This is a genomic window from Burkholderia pyrrocinia, assembly GCF_001028665.1.
GTDB classification, from domain to species: domain Bacteria; phylum Pseudomonadota; class Gammaproteobacteria; order Burkholderiales; family Burkholderiaceae; genus Burkholderia; species Burkholderia pyrrocinia.
The window spans coordinates 960,711-977,647 of record NZ_CP011504.1 but is presented as its reverse complement, the minus strand read 5'-3'; the positions used below and the strand labels follow the sequence as shown (position 1 = coordinate 977,647).

Sequence of the window (16,937 nt, the reverse complement as noted above, 5' to 3'; positions counted from 1 at the left end):
GAGACAACCATGGCTAAGCACCCCGTCGTCGTTTATGGCGCAAGCGGTTACACCGGCATGTTGATCATGGACTGGCTGATCGACCAGAACATCCCGTTCACCGCGGTCGCGCGCAACGCGGGCCGCGCGAAGGAAATGATGGCGCAGCGCGTCGTGCGCCTTGAATCGGCGAACTTCGAGATCATCGAGGCGGATCACAGCGTCGATTCCCTCGTCAACGCATTCCGTGGCGCAAAGGTCGTATGCAACACGGTCGGACCGTTCTTCAATTTCGGTTTGGTGTCTGTCGAAGCAGCGCTCAAGGCAGGTTGTCATTACCTCGACACCACGGGCGAACAGCACTATATCCGCCAGGTCCGAGAACAGTTCGGCGAACTGTATCGGCAGGCAGGGCTGCTGCTGTCCCCTTCGGTTGCGTACATGTACTCGTTCGCGGAAATTGCCGCGGAGCTGGCACTCGAGACGCCGGGCATCGATGCGCTGGAAACCGCAACGCTTACGCGCGGCCCGCGGGGCGCAGGCGCCGGCGTAAGCGTCGGTTCGACGGCAACCATCTTCGAAGGGTATCGACAGGAAGCCTGCTATCTGTGGGAAAAGCAGCTGGTGCCGCACGAACAGCACGCTTCGTTCAGCATCGTCTCCCCGGATTTCATTCAGCCGGTGTTCTCGCTGCCGTGGGGCGGCACGTCCCTGCCGGTGTACTTCGAGCATGACGCGCGTGTGCGCAGCTGTATCTCGTCCGTCGGTTTCTACGATAACAACGCGATGCAGATGGTGCATGCGCTCGGCCAAAAATGGGATGCGGAGTACAAGCACTTGCCGCGCGAACAGCAGGACGCGGTGCTGAAGCAGATCGTGGATTCGACGACGCCGTCGATGCCACCGCGCGAGCGTACGTCGCTTCATCGCACGGTCGACTTCGCGATCGGTCGTGGCCACCTTAACGCAGTCCGCGCGACGCTGCATGGCATCACGCCGTACATCGCGACCGGTGCATTGCATGCAGCGGGCGCCATCAAGCTCCTGGATGGCGATACCGCGAAGGTCGGCTTCGCATCGGGTTCGAAGGCGTTCGGCCATCGCTACCTGCTCGGCTTTCTTGAACAACGCGGGCTCGCGCGCGCCACGGTCACGCAACTGTGACGACCGCAGCCGTACCGGTACAGACTCAACGGAACCTGTGAAATGGCCATTATCGATTTCTACGACCGCGGGTGGCGCAGCAATCCCGACGGCGTTGCGTATATCCAGGGCGACCGCAGCTATACGTTCCAGGAGATCGGCGAGCTGTCGTGCCGCATCGCCAACGGACTTCTTGCCGCCGGCTTCGCGAAGGAGACGAAGGCGGCTGTGTGGGCGGACAACGACGTGATCGGCTGGAGCTGCGCGCTCGGGATGTGGCGGGCCGGGCTCGCGTATATACCGGTGAACGGTCGCAACGCGCCGGCCGAGAATCAGTACGTGCTCGAAGCGTTCGACTGCGAAGTGCTGTTCTTTCACCAGGCGTTCGCATCATCGATCGACGCGTTGCGGCCGAGCCTGCCGAAGGTCCGGCTGTGGGTGTGCCTCGACGCCGACCTGCCGTGGGCGCCGTCGCTGGCCACCTGGAGCGGAGCCCAGCCGTCGACGCCACCGGCGGTGGATTACGCAATGGATGACGTCGTTGCATTGTCGGCGACGGGCGGCACGACCGGTGCGCCGAAGGGCGTGATGAACACGCACCGTTCGCTGCAGACGTACTTCGCACAGTTCATGATCGCAATGTCGTACGGAAACGAACGCCCGGTGAATCTCGCCGCGGCGCCGATGACGCACACGGCCGGCATGTTGTCGTTGCCATGCACCGCGCGTGGCGGCACGGTGGTCGTGCTGCCGAAGCCTGATCCGGCGCTGCTGCTTGATGCGATCGTGACGCATCGCGTGACCGAGTTCTTCCTGCCGCCGACCGTGATCTACAGGCTGCTCGATATTCCCGGCATCGACAAGGTCGATTTCTCGTCGCTGCGCTACTTCCTTTACGGTGCGGCGCCGATGTCGGTCGAGAAGCTCAAGCGTGCGATCGACGTATTCGGGCCGGTGATGACGGGCGGCTACGGGCAGACCGAGGCCCCCGCGTCGATCTCGTACCTGACGCCGGCCGAGCACTTTGTCGACGGCCGGCTCGCGCCGGACGAGCGGCTGTCGTCGGTCGGCCGCCCGAACCCGCTGGTGCGCGTCGAGATCGTCGACGATCGCGGCGACGCGCTGAAGCAGGGCGAGACCGGCGAGATCTGCGTGCGCGGCGATCTCGTGATGAAGGGGTACTACAACGCGCCGAACAAGACGGCCGAGACGATCGTCGACGGCTGGCTGCACACCGGCGACATCGGTCATCTCGATACCGAAGGCTATCTGCACATCACCGACCGCAAGAAGGACATGATCATCAGCGGCGGCTTCAACGTCTATCCGAGCGAGGTCGAGCAGGTGATCTGGGCGCACCCGGCGGTGCAGGACTGCGCGGTGATCGGCGTGCCCGACGACAAGTGGGGCGAGGCCGTGAAGGCCGTCGTCGAGCTCAATGCCGGCCAGCACGTGAGCGCGGACGAACTCGTCGCGCTGTGCAAGGAGAAGCTCGGCTCGGTGAAGGCGCCGAAGAGCGTGGACTTCGTCGCCGCGCTGCCGCGCAGCACGGCCGGCAAGGTGCTGAAGAAGGACCTGCGCGAACAGTACTGGCAGGGCCAGCAACGCAGGATATGAGCCTCCTTCATATGGATTCCAGACGATGAGCAACATCTACATTGCCGGTATCGCGATGACCGTGTTCGGCCGGCACCTCGACCGTAGTCTCGACGACCTGGCGCGCGAGGCGCTGCAGCGTGCGTTGCGCGACGCGGGCTGTCATGCCGATGCGATCCGCGCGGCGTTCTACGCGGGTATCACCAATGGCGCGCTGCAGGGGCAGCTGTCGATTCCCGGTCAGGTCGTGTTCAGCAAGATCGGCCTCGAAGGCATTCCGGTGTTCAACGTCGAGAATGCGTGCGCGTCCGGCAGTACGGCCGTGCACCTGGCCGTGCGGCAGCTTCAGTCGGGCGCATGCGACGTCGCGCTTGCGCTCGGCGCGGAAAAGATGAACGTCGCGGACAAGGCGAAATCGTTCGCGCTGTTCGAGGCCGGCTGGGACGTGTCGCGCATCGACGAGAACTTCGCGACGCTCGCGCAGCTCGGCGAAGGGATCGAGCCGCCGCCCGGCTCGGAATCCGACCGGCCGTACAGCCGTTTCATGAAGATCTACGCGGCGCTGTGCCGGCATCACATGCGCACGTACGGCACCACGCAGCGGCAGATCGCCGCCGTGTCGGCGAAGAACCACGGGCATTCGGTGCACAACCCGTATTCGCAGTTCCGCCAGCCGTTCACGATCGACGAGGTGCTGGCGGCGGCGCCGATCACGTATCCGATCACGCTGCCGATGTGCGCACCGCTGTCGGACGGCGCGGCAGCCGCGATCCTCTGCACCGACGAAGGGCTGGCGCGCATCGGCGCCGATCGCAGCCGCTGCATCCGGATCGCCGCCAGCGTGCTGCGCAGCTTCACGCGCCGGCGCATCGACGAGCCGCACAAGCACATCGGCCGGCTCGCCGCGTTGCAGGCCTACGAGCAGGCCGGCGTGGGGCCGGAGGACATGGACGTCGCCGAAGTGCACGACGCGTCGGCGATGGGCGAAATCATCCAGGCCGAGAACCTCGGCTTCGTGCCGTTCGGCGAAGGCGGCCCGGCTGCCGAGCGGGGCGAATTCACGCTCGGCGGGCGGATCCCGATCAACACGTCGGGCGGCCTCGAATCGAAGGGCCATCCGCTCGGCGCGACCGGCATCGGGCAGCTGTACGAGCTGGTCACGCAGTTGCGCGGCGAGGCGGGCGGGCGCCAGGTGCAGGGCGCGCGCCATGCGATCCAGGAAAACGGCGGCGGATTGCAGGGCGTCGAGGAAGCGGCGCTGGCGATTCACATTCTCAGCAGGGACTGACGGAGGCGGACATGAGCGACGCACACGGCGCGATGGCGCTCGGGCAGGCAGGACAGGCGGCGCGGCGCGCGCCGGACGGCGTCGGCGCGGCGGCGTCGATGCAGGCGGTGGGCGCGGACGCGGCCGGGCCGCTGGCGCGCTGGGGCGAGGAAATCCGCGCCGACGCCGCGTTGCAGAAGTATCGTCCCGTCGGCGGATGGATCGAGCCGCCGGATCACGCGCAGCCGCAGCTCGAAGGCGACGTCCGCGCGGACGTGATCGTCGTCGGCGCCGGTTTTGCGGGCTTGTCCACCGCGCTGGAACTGGCTGCGCGCGGCGCGAGCGTCGTCGTGCTCGAACGCGAGTTCGCGGGCTTCGGCGCGAGCGGGCGCAACGCCGGTTATCTCGCCGGCGGCCAGGGGCTCGAGTACGAGCTGTTCCTCAAGCGCGTCGGGCGCGAACAGGCAAGGCAGATCGTCGGCTTCTACGACGAAGGCGTGGCCTACGTCGAGCGCAAGCTCGCCGAATACGCGATCGACTGCGACTACCGCGCGTCGGGCATCATCCGCGCGGGCGTGCATCCGTCGCAGGAGAAACGGTTGCGCGAGAGCATGGAAACCGGCATCGAACTCGGCTCGCCCGCGCAGTTTCTCGATGGCGCGGCGATGCGCGCGCGCGGGATTCCGCCGGCCTTCCTGTTCGGTGCGTATGTGCCGGGCGGCGGCACGCTCGATCCCGGCAAGTATGTGACGGGGTTGCGGCGCGCGGCGCTCGCAGCCGGCGTGAAACTCTACGAGAACACCGCGCTGCTCGATTTCGACGAAGGCGAGACGGTGCGCGTGCGCACGGCACGCGGCAGCGCGAGTGCGCCGGTGCTGGTGCTTGCCACCAACGCCTACACGCCGCAGCTCGGCCTGCTCGGCGACAAGGTGATGCCGTTGCGCGTGTCGGCGCTCGAAACCGAGCCGCTGTCCGATGCGCAACTCGCGGCGCTCGGCTGGCCGCGCCGCGAGGGCATCGTCACGTCGCACCTGACGATGGAGAGCCATCGCCTCACCGCCCGCAACACGCTGCTGCTGACGACCAAGCGGCTGCATTACGTCTACGGTTCGCAGACGCCGAACGTGCCGGACGACGACGCGTATCGCGCGCTCGTGAAGGCGCTGCACGCGCGCTTTCCGCAACTGGGCAACGTGCCGGTGCGCGCGTGCTGGAGCGGCTATATCTCGTTCGCCGGCGACGCGTTGCCGGTGGTCGGCGCGGCCGGCGCGCACCGGAACGTGTTTTATACGGCCGGATGCTCGGGGCATGGCGTGGGCACGCAGTCGCTGATCGGGCGCGTGCTGGCCGAGCGGATCCAGGGCGAGCAATCGCCGCTGCTCGAGGCGCTGACGCACAAGACGCCGTCGGTGCCGCCGGAGCCGCTGCGATGGTGCGCGATGAATGCGATGCTCGGCGTCGCAAACCTGCTCGACGAACGCGTGAACCGCAAGGCGCGGCAGAGGTAGCGATAGCACGCGATCGTCACGACGCTGAAACGTGCATCTGGCCGGACCGCCCCGGCGACGGGCGGCTCGATGGAAAATGAGGCTCGCATCGGGTATAGTCGTTGGCGCTCCGTAAGGTACGGAGCGTCAATTCGACGAAGCCGAAACGCCACCTTCACGACGAACACGATGACAGTGCCCAACGAGCAGCGCAGCGGCAAAAAGCGGCGCACTTCGACTGCCACCACCGCAGCGGCAAGCAACCCGGACGGTTTGCGGGCGCAAGGCCTGCGCACCCGCAACACGATTATTCGCGTCGCGCGGAAGCTGCTGCTGGAAGGCGGCCCGCTGGAATTCTCGCAGCGCGCGGTTGCCGCGGCGGCAGGCATCAGCGTCAGCAATCTGCAGTACTACTTCCCGACCCGGATCGCCGTGTTGCGGGCCGTCATCGAGCCGGTCATCGACACGTACCTGGACGACATGAAGCGCGCGCTCAGCAGCGACGCGTCGCCGCGCGACGTGTTCGAGGAGATCGTGGAGCGCTCGATCCGCGATGCGAAGGATGCCAAGTACAACGCACTGTTCCGGCATTTCCTGTCGTTCGCGGCGACCGATCCCGAGTGCTTCAAGCTCTACGACGAATGGTATGCGACGCTGACGCATGATCTCGCGCAACTGCTGCGCGCCGTCAATCCCGCGTTCAGCGCGGCCGACAGCCGGCATGCGGCGACGATGCTCATCGCACTGGCGGATGGCTTCGCGATGCAGTACGGCACCGGGCGGCACACGCAGGCGCTCGACGCATATTTCGCGGCGACGTCTCGCGCGCTCGCATACGGCACGCTGACAGTACCCGCAGGCAAATAGCGGCCGGACCTCACAGCCGACACGCGAGAGAAGACAGGGGAATACCCTGTCTTTTTTTTGCTTCCTGTGTTTGTCATGATGACCTATGTTTGGTATGTGTTACTAGAAGTGGGATGGCCGGGCGCGTTCGCTGCCTGGTCGACATGATTCGAGTCCAGGAGGAGAACGGAGATGATTCGTCTGAACAAGTCCGCGGCGCTGCCGCTGGTCGGCATGACCGGCTTCGAGACGCCGCTGAGCGAAGAGGAAAGCGCAATCCAGCACACGGTTCACCGCTTTGCGCGCGACGTGTTGCGGCCGATCGGCCGCGAGCTCGACCGGATGACGCCGGACGAGGTGATCGCGCCCGGCTCGCCGTACTGGGCCGCGATCGTCGAGAGTGCGAAGCTCGGGCTCGATCCGCAACTGATCGCGCAGTTTCCGCCGGAGACGGCCGTGCGCATCGAGTCGCTGATCGGCGAGGAACTCGGCTGGGGCGATTCGGGCCTCGCCGTGTCGATCGGCGCCGCGACGATGCCGCTGATGATGGCGCAGACGGTCGGCAATCAGGAACTGATCGAGATGTGCGCGGGCAAGGTCGGCTGCTGGATGAACACGCAGCCCGATCGCGGGTCGGACGCGGCCATCCTGTATCGGCAGGAACTCAGCGCGAACGGCAGGCAGCCGGTGGGCAACGTGTCCGCGAAGGTCGGCGCCGATGAAATCGTCATCAACGGGCAGAGTTCGGCGTGGATCTCGAACGGGTCGGTCGCGCAGGTCGCGCTCGCGTACATGGCGGCCGACTACGGCGACGGGTTCTACGGCGAAGGCGAGCGCAGCGCATTCACGAACGGCATTGCGATGATCCTGCCGCTCGATCTGCCGGGCGTGTCGCGCGGCAAGCCGCTCGACAAGATCGGCCAGCGCGCGCTGCCGCAGGGCGAGATCTATTTCGACAACGTGAAGGTGCCGAAGCGCTTCGCGGTCGCGCTGAAGGACGACTATCTCGGCAACCTCGCGTCGACGTGGTCGTACGCCGGCACGCACATGTGCCAGGTGTTCGTCGGCGTCGCGCGCGCCGCGTTCGAACTGGCGCTCGCGTATTGCCACGAGCGCAAGCAGGGCGGCGCGCTGCTGATGGATCACCAGATGACGCACCTGCGCATCGGCGAGATGCTGCGCCGGCTGGAGATGGCGCGTGCGATCGCGCGCCGCAGCCTCGCGTTCTCGCGCCTGTCGCCGCAGAGCCATCCGTATGCGACCGCGCAGGCGAAGGTGAGCGTGACCGAGGAAGCGATGAAGATCACGCACGAGGCGTTCCAGCTGTTCGGTGGGAACGGCACCACGCGCGAGTTCCCGATCGAAAAGCTGTTCCGCGACGTGCGCTCGGCGCTGATCGAGGACGGCGAGAACTACGTGCTTGCGTCGCGCCTCGGCGTGCTGGCCGGGCAGCTCTATCAGAACGGCTGGACGCGCGAGTAACGCGGCGCGATGCCGCCATGCGGCCGCACTCCCGGCAGAACGCCGCCGGGGCGCGGTGCGCGCGGCGTCAGTTCCCCACGTCCTTCAGCAGTGCGGCGGCCGCGAGATCGCCGGCGACATCGTTGCGGTCGGGCGCGACGTCACGCGGTTCGTCGTTGGCGACCGCGTCGGCGCACTGATTCCGGGCGGCGGCTACGCGGAATACGCGGTGGCGAACGAGAGCAACACGCTCGCGATTCCCGACGGCCTCGGCATGGCCGAAGCGGCGGCGCTGCCGGAGACCTTCATGACGGTCTGGCTGAACCTGTTCCAGCGCGGTGAGTTCAAAGCCGGCGAAAGCGTGCTGATCCACGGCGGCGCATCGGGGATCGGCACGACGGCGACGATGCTGGCGAAGGCGTTCGGCGCGTCGACGATCATCACGACCGTCGGTTCGGACGCGCAGCGCGACGCGAGCATGCGGCTCGGCGCGGATCTCGCGATCGACTACCGCAGCGAGGATTTCGTCGAGGAGGTCGCGCGCTTCACGGGCGGCAAGGGCGTCGACGTGATCGTCGACATCATCGCCGGCGACTACGTCGCACGCAATTTCGCGGCGGCCGCGATCAACGGCCGCATCGTGCAGATCGGCGTGATCAAAGGCCCCGCGAAGGAGCTCGACCTGTTTCCGATGCTGACGAAGCGGCTCACGCACATCGGCTCGACGCTGCGCTCGCGCACCTACGCGGAGAAGGCGCAGCTCATTCGCGAGCTCGAAGAGGCCGTGTGGCCGCTGATCCGGCAAGGGGCCGTCAAGCCGCAGGTCTACCGGCTGTTCGATTTTCGCGATGCGCGCGCCGCGCACGAGCTGATGGATTCGGGCCGCCATATCGGCAAGATCGTGCTGGTGACGCCCGCGGCGGAACGATCGCTGCAGGCGGCCGTCGACGGAAGCGTCACGCATTCCGCGTGACCGGCCGGCGCTTGCCATATCCCCGGGCGCCCGCGGCCCGGGGAAGGAATTCACAGGGTGAATACCCGAAGATTCAGAAAATAAAGTTTAAAAATGTACACCCGCTGGCTATGCTGAATCCTTCTGATCTGGCGGGCATGCGATGGCTGAACTCTTTCTGGTACGGCACGGGCAGGCGTCGTTCGGCACGGACGACTACGACCGCCTTTCCGCGGCCGGCGAGCAGCAGGGCGTCTGGCTCGGCGAATACTTCGCGCGGCAGGGTCTGGCGTTCGACCGCGTGATCTGCGGCACGCTGAACCGCCACGCGCAGACGGTCGACGCGATCCTGCGCGGGATGGGCCGCGCAGGCGTGCCGGTCGACCGCCATCCGGGCCTGAACGAATACGACTTCCACGGGCTGTTCGCGGCGGCCGCCGGCGACTATCCGGAGATCGCGCGGCTCGCGGCCGGATCGATGAAGGAACATTTCCGTGCGCTCCGGCAGGTGCTTCAGCTGTGGTCCGAGGACAAGCTCGGCGATGCGGCCCCCGAGAGCTGGGCGCACTTCCAGCAGCGCGTCGCCGAGGCGCGCGCCGCGATCCGCCACGGCGGCGGCCAGCGCGTGCTCGCGGTGAGCTCCGGCGGCCCGATCGCGGTCACCGTGCAGCAGGTGCTCGCGGCACCCCCGTCGAGCGCGATCGCGCTGAACCTGCAGATCCGCAACAGCAGTCTTTCGCAGTTTTTCTTCAACGCCGATGCGTTCCACCTCGCGTCGTTCAACGGCATCCCGCATCTGGAGGATCCCGAACGACACGCGCTTCGAACCTACGGCTGACCCACGAACGATCGCGACGATGACGAACCCTTCCCAGCAACTCGACGTAGCCCGCCTCACGCGCTATCTGGAAGCGCACGTGCCGGGTTTCGAAGGCCCGGTCGACACGGAGAAGTTTGCCGGCGGCCAGTCGAACCCGACTTTCCTGCTGCACGCGAAGAGCGGCCGCTATGTGCTGCGCCGCCAGCCCCCGGGCGAACTGCTGAAATCCGCGCACGCGGTCGACCGCGAATTCCGCGTGCTGACCGCGCTGTCGGGCACCGCGGTGCCGGTCGCGCGTCCGTATCACCTGTGCGTCGACCGCGACGTGATCGGCAGCATGTTCTACGTGATGAGCTTCGAGGACGGCCGGATCTTCTGGGATCCCGCGCTGCCGGAACTGCCGAAGGCCGATCGCGCGGCGTGCTACGACGCGTTGCTGCAGACGATGGCCGCGTTGCACGACGTCGATGTCGACGTGGTGGGCCTCGCCGACTACGGCCGCCCCGGCAACTACTTCGAGCGCCAGATCGGCGTGTGGACGAAGCAGTATCGCGCGGCGGAAACGGAGCGCCTCGACGCGATGGAGACGCTGATCGACTGGCTGCCAAAGGCGTGCCCCGAGGACACGGGCCGGCCGGCGCTGGTGCACGGCGATTTCCGGATCGACAACCTGATGTTCGCGCGCGACGGCTATCGCGTGCAGGCCGTGCTCGATTGGGAGCTGTCGACGCTCGGCAATCCGCTCGCCGATCTCGCGTATTTCTGCATGTGCCTGCGGCTGCCGTCCGGCGGGCAGGTGCGCGGGATCGCGGGTCTGGATCGCGCCGAACTCGGCGTACCGGATGAAGCGGCGATCGTCGCGCGCTATTGCGAATTGCGCGGGATCGAGCCGATCCGCGACTGGCATTTCTACCTCGCGTTCAGTTTCTTCCGCCTCGCGGCGATCGCGCAAGGCGTGAAGGCGCGAGCGCTGCAGGGCAACGCGTCGAGCGAGCAGGCGCTGCGCGTCGGCGCAATGGCCGGCCGGCTGGCCGAACTGGCCGTGAGCGTGATCGACGCGCATCGCTGAAATCGCTGAAATCGCTGACATCGCCGGGATCGCAGAGCGGCGACACGACAAACCATCAATGGAGGAGCACAACGACATGGCAACGAATCTGTTCGACCTGACCGGCAAGATCGCACTGGTGACGGGCGCGAGCCGCGGCATCGGCGAGGAAATCGCGAAGCTGCTTGCAGAGCAGGGCGCACACGTGATCGTGTCGAGCCGCAAGCTCGACGACTGCCAGGCGGTGGCCGACGCGATCGTCGCGGCGGGCGGCCGCGCCGAGGCGCTGGCCTGCCACGTCGGGCGGCTGGAAGATATCGCCGCGACGTTCGAGCACATCCGCGGCAAGCACGGGCGGCTCGACATCCTCGTGAACAACGCGGCCGCGAACCCGTATTTCGGGCACATCCTCGATACCGATCTCGCCGCGTACGAGAAGACCGTCGACGTGAACATCCGCGGCTACTTCTTCATGTCGGTCGAGGCCGGCAAGCTGATGAAGACACACGGCGGCGGCGCGATCGTCAACACGGCATCGGTGAACGCGCTGCAGCCGGGCGACCGTCAGGGCATCTACTCGATCACGAAGGCGGCCGTCGTCAACATGACCAAGGCGTTCGCGAAGGAATGCGGGCCGCTCGGCATCCGCGTGAACGCGCTGCTGCCGGGCCTGACGAAGACGAAGTTCGCGGGCGCGCTGTTCGCCGACAAGGACATCTACGAGAACTGGATGGCGAAGATCCCGCTGCGCCGCCACGCGGAGCCGCGCGAAATGGCCGGCACCGTGCTGTATCTCGTGTCGGACGCGGCGAGCTACACGAACGGCGAATGCATCGTCGTCGATGGCGGCCTGACGATCTGAGCGCACGATGAAACTCGACAGCTACGCCGGGCAGGCCGTGATGATCACCGGCGCCGCGAGCGGCTTCGGCGCGTTGCTCGCGAGCGAGCTGGCCGCGATGGGCGCGCGGCTGGCGCTCGGCGACCTGAACGGCGACGCGCTCGAACACGTGGCCGCGCCGCTGCGCGCGGCCGGCGCCGACGTGATCGCGCAGCGCTGCGACGTGCGTGTCGAGGCTGACGTCGCGTCGTTGGTGCACGCAGCCGCCGCGCGCTTCGGGCGGCTCGACGTCGGCATCAACAACGCGGGCATCGCGCCGCCGATGAAGGCGCTGATCGACACCGACGAAGCCGATCTCGACCTGAGCTTCGCGGTGAACGCGAAGGGCGTGTTCTTCGGGATGAAGCACCAGATCCGCCAGATGCTCGCGCAGCGCGAAGGCGTGATCCTGAACGTCGCGTCGATGGCCGGGCTCGGCGGCGCGCCGAAGCTGGCCGCGTACGCGGCGTCGAAGCATGCGGTGGTCGGGCTCACGAAGACGGCCGCGCTCGAATACGCGCGCCACGGCATCCGCGTGAACGCGGTGTGCCCGTTCTACAGCACGACGCCGATGGTCACCGACAGCGATATCGGCGACCGCCAGGATTTTCTCGCGCAGGGCTCGCCGATGAAGCGGCTCGGCCGGCCCGACGAAATCGTCGCGACGATGCTGACGCTGTGCGCGAAGGAAAACACTTACCTGACCGGGCAGGCCGTCGCCGTCGACGGCGGTGTCTCGGCCTTCTGACCGAACCGAACACGGAATCTCGAGGAGTCGATCATGGACTTTGGCTACACCCCGAAAGTGGAAGAACTGCGCGAGCGCGTAAGCGCGTTCATGGACGCGCACATCGTGCCGCGCATCCGCCAGTGGAACGAGGAAGTGCATGCGGGCCAGTATCCCGTGTCGTTCATGGAGGAACTGAAGGAACGCGCGAAGGCGGAGGGGCTGTGGAACCTGTTCCTGCCGCACCTGAAGGACGACGAGCCCGGCACGGGCCTGACGAACCTCGAATACGCGCCGCTCGCCGAGATCATGGGGCGCGTGAGCTGGGCGTCGGAGGTGTTCAACTGCAATGCGCCGGACACGGGGAACATGGAGCTGCTGCACATGTTCGCGACGCCCGAGCAGCGCGAACAGTGGCTGCTGCCGCTGCTGCGCGGCGAGATCCGTTCGGCGTTCGCGATGACGGAGCCCGACGTGGCGTCGTCGGATGCGACGAACATCACGACGCGCATCGAGCGCGTGGGCGACGAGTACGTGATCAACGGCCGCAAGTGGTTCATCACGAACGCCGCGCATCCGAACTGCAAGATCTTCATCGTGATGGGCAAGACCGATCCCGATGCCGAGTCGCACCAGCAGCAGAGCATGATCCTCGTGCCGCGCGACACGCCGGGCGTGACGATCGTGCGCAACATCACGGTGGTCAATCACCATGCGCCGGAAGGGCACTGCGAGATCACGTTCGACAACGTGCGCGTGCCGGCGCGCAACCTGCTCGGCGCGGAGGGCAGCGGCTTCGCGCTCGCGCAGGCACGCCTCGGGCCGGGCCGCATCCACCACTGCATGCGATCGATCGGCGCGGCCGAACTCGCGCTGGAGCTGATGGTCGACCGCGCGCAGTCGCGCGTCGCGTTCGGCAAGCCGTTGAACCGGCACGGCACGGTCGGCGAATGGATCGCGCGCTCGCGCATCGAGATCGACCAGGCGCGCCTGCTGGTGCTGAAGGCCGCGTGGATGATCGACAAGGTCGGCGCGAAGGCCGCGCGCAAGGAAATCTCGATGATCAAGGCGCTCGTGCCGACCGTGTATACGGACGTCTGCGACCGCGCGATGCAGGTGTTCGGCGCAGCGGGGTTGAGCCCCGATACGCCGCTCGCCGATCTGTGGACCTGGGGCCGCGCGCTGCGCTTCGCCGACGGCCCGGACGAGGTGCACCTGCAGGCGATCGCGCGGATGGAGATCAAGGACGGCGAGCCCGGCTCGACCGCGCCTTACTTGACCCCGCCGCTGCGCGGTTGAGCGGCGCGCCGGGATGCGCAGCGCGCCTGGTGCAGCCCGCGGCGCCGGCATGGACGAACGAGAGGCGCCCGCCGTAAGATGCCGGCAAGGAGATCCGGCGATGCGCCTTTCGAAGATTGATCTGAACCTGTTCGTCGTATTCGAGGCGATCTACAACAAGCGCAACCTGACGCGGGCGGCCGAGGTGCTGAACCTCACGCAACCGGCCGTCAGCAACGCGCTGGCGCGGCTGCGCAAGACGCTGAACGATCCGCTGTTCGTCAGCACGCCGGCCGGGATGATGCCGACGCCGATGGCCGAGAACATCGTCGGCCGCGTGCGCGAGGCGCTGCAACTGCTCGACTCGAGCGCGCACGAAGGCGACGTGTTCGATCCGGCTTCTTCCGAGCGCGTGTTCCGGCTCAGCATGAGCGACCTGACCGAAGCGCTGCTGCTGCCCGCGCTCGGCGAACTGCTGCAACGGGAAGCGCCCGGCATGCACGTGCGCAGCTACACGATGGACCGTCGCGAAGTGGCCACGGCGCTCGCGAACGGCTCCGTCGACATCGCGATCGACGCGCCGCTGATCGGCGATCCGCATCTGCACCAGGCGCTGCTCGTGCGCGACCGCTACGCGTGCATGGTCCGCGACGATCACCCGTTCAAGGGCGATACGCTGACCATGGACGACTACCTGTCGATGGGGCATATCCACGTGTCGAGCCGCCGCAAGGGCAGCGGGCACGTCGACGCGGAACTGACGCGTCTCGGGCTGCGCCGCAATATCCAGATGCGCGTGCAGCACTACATGGTCGCGCCGCTGATCGCGATGCGCGGCGATCTTGCGCTGACGGCGCCGCTGCGATTGCTGCAGCGCTATCCGGCGCGCATCCTCGAACTGCCGTTCGAGATGCCGGGCCTCGAATACTTCTGCTACTGGCATCGCAGCGCCGATCAGGATCAGGGCAGCCAGTGGCTGCGCGAACAGTTGATGACGCTGATGGGCGGGATGGGTGAGCCGCAGTGACGCAGGTGCGGCGTCCGGCCATCGCTTTGCTCGCATATCGGCTGCTGTGCGGTGCGTCGCGCGCCGCCCCCACACAACATCCCGTTACAACGCCGCCCGTTGCCCCTCTCTCGGCCCGTGCCCGGTCCAGCGCTTGAACGCGCGCCGGAAGTTGTGCGCGTCGCTGAAGCCGACTTCGTGCGCGACGTCCTCGATCGACAGCCGCGGGTTGCTCAGCAGCGTGAATGCGCGCTTGCGGCGGATCGTGTCGATCACCGTCTGGTACGACACGCCCTGGTCGGCCAGCCGCCGTCGCAGCGTACGCTCGCTCATGCACAGTTGCGCGGCGATCGCCGCGAGCGACGGCGTATGCCGCAGGTCGCGCCGCATGATCCGTTCGATCGATTCGAGAAAGTCGGTGCCTTCGGGTTCGGGCGGCAGCGCACCTTGCAGGAATTCGAGCACCTGGCGATGCGCGAGCGGATCGTGTGTCGCGATCGCGCGGCTGCCGAGCGACGCGTCGCACGACAGCAGGTTCTGCTCCTGCTCGAAGCGCACCGGGCACGGGAACACGCGCGCGTACTGTTCCGCATAGGCCGGCGGCGGGTAGCTGAGATCGATGACCTTCGGCTGGAATGTCGGGCCGACCAGCGAGCGGCCGATCTTCATGAAGCTGCCGAACGCTTCCTCGACGAGGAACGCCTCGATGTCCGGTTCGAGGAACACGTTGGTCGCGCGGATCGACAGCGTGCGCGCGTCCGACACCAGGTCGAAGCGCATCAGCGGCCCCGTGTGGCGCTGCAGTTCGAGGCCGACCGTGATCGCGTCCTTCAGCGTGGGGCTCGTCAGCATCGCGTAGCCGACCAGCCCGATCGACGCGATCGTCTCGCTCGTCCCGAGTTCGAGGCCGAGCGCACGCCCCGGCGCCATCTCGAGCGCGCGCCGGATCATCGTGCTCGCCTGGCGCAGCGAAATCCGGCACGACGGATTCGACAGGTCCGCGACGTCGAAGCCGAGCCCGAGGCACAGCCGCACGGGATCGATGCCCAGTTCCTTGCTTGTCTCCGCGAGGCACCGCAGTAAATGCACCGGCAGATTCGCCGTCGTATAACGGGCGGTATCGTCCATGGATGCTCCGTGTTTTTTTCCACGGATTGTACTCGTCCCGTCCGGCCGGGGTGCCGCCCCGGCCGTCATCGGCCACATGCCATGCGACCCCGCTGCAGATTCAGAAGTAGTGGCGCAGGCCGACCGTCGCGCCGAGCTGCGTGGTGCTCGTGCTCGGCGCCTGCCCGTTCATGCCGACGAGCTGCGCGCCGACCAGCCCGCCGCGATAGATCGCATAGTCGACTTCCGCATAGAGCATGCTGCGCTTCGACAGGTTGTAGCCGGCGATCACCTGGAACTGGCGCGCGCGGCCGTCGAAGTCCGACGTATAGCCGGACTGCGTGGTCCACCATGCGTTGACGGCCGCCGTGAACGCCGGCGTGAAGCGGTAGGTCAGCCCCGCGAGCGCCATCTTGCGGCGGCGGAACCCGCCGGGCACCGTCGGGTCGACCACCTGCGCGGGCGAGATGATGCCGAGCGCCGCGAGATCGGTCGGGCTGAACGGGCCGTTCTCGAACGACGTGAAGTCGTTGTCGCGCGCGTTCTCGATGTAGCCGGCGTTGACGGTCGCGTTGCCGAGCGTCAACGAGCCGCCGCCGCCGTAGACGTCGAACTTCGCGTGCGTGACGTCGTCCCAGCTGCGCATGAACGATGCGCCGACCGTGAACGGCCCCTTGTCCGGCGCGTACGCGACGGCCGCGCCGAGCTGGCTGCCGAGCACGCCGCCGCCCGCGTGGCCGCCGGGCGAGTATTGCGCGAGCAGGTACAGGCTGCCGAGCTGCGCGCCGTACTGGATCATGTTGCTGGTGCGCGCGGCCGCGAGCATCGTCTGCTCCGGTTTGAACAGGTTGAAGTACGGATCCTGCGGGCCGGCCCACAGGTTCGATCCGTAGGTCAGCGACACCATCTCGAACGGCACGTTGTACTGGCGGCCGAGCGTGAGCTGGCCGAGCGACGTCGAGGTCAGCCCGACATACGCGACCTGGAAGAAGTTCGGGGAGCCGGCCGGCACGATGCTGCCGCTGTTCGGGCCGAAGTGGCTCTCGACGTTGAACTGCGCGGACAGCCCGCCGCCGAGGTCCTCATTGCCCTTGAGGCCCCAGTAGCTTTCGGTCAGGCCGCCGCCGTCGGCCATCGAGATCTTGCGGCCCGTCGATACCGGCGTGCCGTCGGCGCCGTAGGACACGCCATGCGTTTCGTAGCGGATGCCCGCGTCGATCACGCCGTAGAGCGTCACGTTGCTTTGCGCGTGCGCGCCGGCACCGGCCAGGACCATCATCGCGCAGCACGCCGCGCGAATGCCATCGGGACGATTCATTCTGCACTCCGCATTTCTGCAT

The 16,937-nt window shown here is 67.1% G+C and carries 15 protein-coding genes; 13 read left to right on the top strand and 2 right to left on the bottom strand.

Annotated features, from left to right (window positions below; all coding sequences use genetic code 11):
* Positions 1–9 precede the first annotated feature (9 nt).
* The 13 genes from ABD05_RS20635 (at position 10) to ABD05_RS20575 (ending at position 14,511) form a co-directional block, all read left to right on the top strand.
* Positions 10–1,143 carry a saccharopine dehydrogenase family protein gene (locus ABD05_RS20635; RefSeq protein WP_047901971.1) on the top strand — a complete coding sequence of 378 codons (1,134 nt, stop codon included), beginning with the start codon at positions 10–12 and terminating at the stop codon, positions 1,141–1,143.
* A gap of 42 nt (positions 1,144–1,185) precedes the next feature.
* Entirely contained in the window at positions 1,186–2,739 is a 1,554-nt protein-coding gene (locus tag ABD05_RS20630; protein ID WP_047901970.1) for an AMP-binding protein, read from the top strand.
* Positions 2,740–2,764: 25 nt separating this feature from the next.
* Positions 2,765–4,006 (top strand): thiolase family protein, encoded by a 1,242-nt coding sequence (locus ABD05_RS20625; RefSeq protein ID WP_047901969.1) that lies wholly within the window; start codon positions 2,765–2,767, stop codon positions 4,004–4,006.
* A gap of 11 nt (positions 4,007–4,017) precedes the next feature.
* Positions 4,018–5,493, top strand: coding sequence for an NAD(P)/FAD-dependent oxidoreductase (locus ABD05_RS20620; RefSeq protein ID WP_047901968.1), 1,476 nt, complete (start codon positions 4,018–4,020; stop codon positions 5,491–5,493).
* Between the two features lie 168 nt (positions 5,494–5,661).
* Positions 5,662–6,339: a TetR/AcrR family transcriptional regulator gene (locus ABD05_RS20615; RefSeq protein ID WP_172903022.1), complete on the top strand. Its 678-nt coding sequence runs from the start codon at positions 5,662–5,664 to the stop codon at positions 6,337–6,339.
* A gap of 171 nt (positions 6,340–6,510) precedes the next feature.
* A complete protein-coding gene (locus ABD05_RS20610) occupies positions 6,511–7,800 on the top strand; it encodes an acyl-CoA dehydrogenase family protein (RefSeq protein ID WP_047901966.1) in 1,290 nt (429 codons plus the stop codon).
* Entirely contained in the window at positions 7,739–8,752 is a 1,014-nt protein-coding gene (locus tag ABD05_RS20605) for a zinc-binding dehydrogenase (RefSeq protein ID WP_238594178.1), read from the top strand. Before ABD05_RS20610 ends, ABD05_RS20605 begins: the two co-directional genes overlap by 62 nt.
* A 142-nt stretch (positions 8,753–8,894) precedes the next feature.
* Complete coding sequence (locus ABD05_RS20600; protein WP_047901965.1) at positions 8,895–9,569, top strand: histidine phosphatase family protein; 675 nt, start codon at positions 8,895–8,897, stop codon at positions 9,567–9,569.
* A 19-nt stretch (positions 9,570–9,588) separates the two neighbouring features.
* Entirely contained in the window at positions 9,589–10,620 is a 1,032-nt protein-coding gene (locus ABD05_RS20595; RefSeq protein ID WP_047901964.1) for a phosphotransferase, read from the top strand.
* 76 nt (positions 10,621–10,696) lie between these two features.
* Positions 10,697–11,461 carry an SDR family oxidoreductase gene (locus ABD05_RS20590; protein WP_047903689.1) on the top strand — a complete coding sequence of 255 codons (765 nt, stop codon included), beginning with the start codon at positions 10,697–10,699 and terminating at the stop codon, positions 11,459–11,461.
* 7 nt (positions 11,462–11,468) lie between these two features.
* Positions 11,469–12,227 (top strand): SDR family NAD(P)-dependent oxidoreductase, encoded by a 759-nt coding sequence (locus tag ABD05_RS20585; protein ID WP_047901963.1) that lies wholly within the window; start codon positions 11,469–11,471, stop codon positions 12,225–12,227.
* Positions 12,228–12,260: 33 nt separating this feature from the next.
* Positions 12,261–13,505 carry an acyl-CoA dehydrogenase family protein gene (locus ABD05_RS20580; RefSeq protein WP_047901962.1) on the top strand — a complete coding sequence of 415 codons (1,245 nt, stop codon included), beginning with the start codon at positions 12,261–12,263 and terminating at the stop codon, positions 13,503–13,505.
* 100 nt (positions 13,506–13,605) lie between these two features.
* Positions 13,606–14,511, top strand: a complete 906-nt coding sequence (locus ABD05_RS20575) for a LysR family transcriptional regulator (protein ID WP_047901961.1) — start codon at positions 13,606–13,608, stop codon at positions 14,509–14,511.
* Positions 14,512–14,595: 84 nt separating this feature from the next.
* Here ABD05_RS20575 and ABD05_RS20570 read toward each other — a convergent pair whose 3' ends face one another.
* Both ABD05_RS20570 and ABD05_RS20565 read right to left on the bottom strand, forming a co-directional pair.
* Positions 14,596–15,618 carry an AraC family transcriptional regulator gene (locus ABD05_RS20570; RefSeq protein ID WP_047901960.1) on the bottom strand — a complete coding sequence of 341 codons (1,023 nt, stop codon included), beginning with the start codon at positions 15,616–15,618 and terminating at the stop codon, positions 14,596–14,598.
* A gap of 100 nt (positions 15,619–15,718) precedes the next feature.
* The gene (locus ABD05_RS20565; protein ID WP_047901959.1) at positions 15,719–16,915 is read right to left on the bottom strand and encodes a porin; all 1,197 of its coding nucleotides are present in this window, start codon (positions 16,913–16,915) and stop codon (positions 15,719–15,721) included.
* Positions 16,916–16,937 lie beyond the last annotated feature (22 nt).

What these genes read in the sequence shown, in the direction of transcription:
- ABD05_RS20610 (WP_047901966.1), top strand. Translation starts at nt 6,511, where the DNA reads ATGATTCGTCTGAACAAGTCCGCGGCGCTGCCGCTGGTCGGCATGACC.
- ABD05_RS20575 (WP_047901961.1), top strand. Translation starts at nt 13,606, where the DNA reads ATGCGCCTTTCGAAGATTGATCTGAACCTGTTCGTCGTATTCGAGGCG.
- ABD05_RS20600 (WP_047901965.1), top strand. Translation starts at nt 8,895, where the DNA reads ATGGCTGAACTCTTTCTGGTACGGCACGGGCAGGCGTCGTTCGGCACG.
- ABD05_RS20615 (WP_172903022.1), top strand. Translation starts at nt 5,662, where the DNA reads ATGACAGTGCCCAACGAGCAGCGCAGCGGCAAAAAGCGGCGCACTTCG.
- ABD05_RS20635 (WP_047901971.1), top strand. Translation starts at nt 10, where the DNA reads ATGGCTAAGCACCCCGTCGTCGTTTATGGCGCAAGCGGTTACACCGGC.
- ABD05_RS20625 (WP_047901969.1), top strand. Translation starts at nt 2,765, where the DNA reads ATGAGCAACATCTACATTGCCGGTATCGCGATGACCGTGTTCGGCCGG.
- ABD05_RS20570 (WP_047901960.1), bottom strand. Translation starts at nt 15,618, where the DNA reads ATGGACGATACCGCCCGTTATACGACGGCGAATCTGCCGGTGCATTTA.
- ABD05_RS20565 (WP_047901959.1), bottom strand. Translation starts at nt 16,915, where the DNA reads ATGAATCGTCCCGATGGCATTCGCGCGGCGTGCTGCGCGATGATGGTC.
- ABD05_RS20595 (WP_047901964.1), top strand. Translation starts at nt 9,589, where the DNA reads ATGACGAACCCTTCCCAGCAACTCGACGTAGCCCGCCTCACGCGCTAT.
- ABD05_RS20630 (WP_047901970.1), top strand. Translation starts at nt 1,186, where the DNA reads ATGGCCATTATCGATTTCTACGACCGCGGGTGGCGCAGCAATCCCGAC.
- ABD05_RS20585 (WP_047901963.1), top strand. Translation starts at nt 11,469, where the DNA reads ATGAAACTCGACAGCTACGCCGGGCAGGCCGTGATGATCACCGGCGCC.
- ABD05_RS20620 (WP_047901968.1), top strand. Translation starts at nt 4,018, where the DNA reads ATGAGCGACGCACACGGCGCGATGGCGCTCGGGCAGGCAGGACAGGCG.
- ABD05_RS20590 (WP_047903689.1), top strand. Translation starts at nt 10,697, where the DNA reads ATGGCAACGAATCTGTTCGACCTGACCGGCAAGATCGCACTGGTGACG.
- ABD05_RS20580 (WP_047901962.1), top strand. Translation starts at nt 12,261, where the DNA reads ATGGACTTTGGCTACACCCCGAAAGTGGAAGAACTGCGCGAGCGCGTA.